Origin of the sequence: Streptomyces sp. WM6386, from assembly GCF_000972385.1 — a bacterium.
Classification (GTDB): Bacteria; Actinomycetota; Actinomycetes; order Streptomycetales; family Streptomycetaceae; genus Streptomyces.
Genome location: NZ_JXTE01000601.1, coordinates 1 through 379 on the forward strand (window position 1 = coordinate 1; position 379 = coordinate 379).

Here is a 379-nt window from a genome sequence, read left to right on the forward strand (position 1 = left end):
TCTCCTGCTGCCGGATGCCGGTGATCGACTCGACGACGTCCCCCAGCGACTCCAGGTGCTGGATGTTGACCGTCGAGATCACATCGATCCCGGCGGCCAGCAGCTCCTCGACGTCCTGCCAGCGCTTGGTGTTGCGGGAGCCGGGGATGTTCGTGTGCGGCAGCTCGTCGACCAGGGCCACCTCGGGGTGCCGGGCGAGTACCGCGTCCACGTCCATTTCGGTGAAGGTGGAGCCCCGGTACTCCAGCTCCTTGCGCGGGATCTGCTCCAGACCGTGCAGCAACACCTCGGTGCGCGAGCGATTGTGGTGTTTCAAGAACGCGCAAACGCAGTCGGTGCCCCGCTCGACGCGGAGGTGTGCCTCGGAGAGCATGGCGTA

The 379-nt window shown here is 66.2% G+C and carries 1 pseudogene; it reads right to left on the bottom strand.

Going from position 1 to position 379, the window contains the following annotated elements:
* Positions 1 to 379 (bottom strand): annotated as a pseudogene (locus TN53_RS42870) (histidine kinase); the annotation flags it as partial.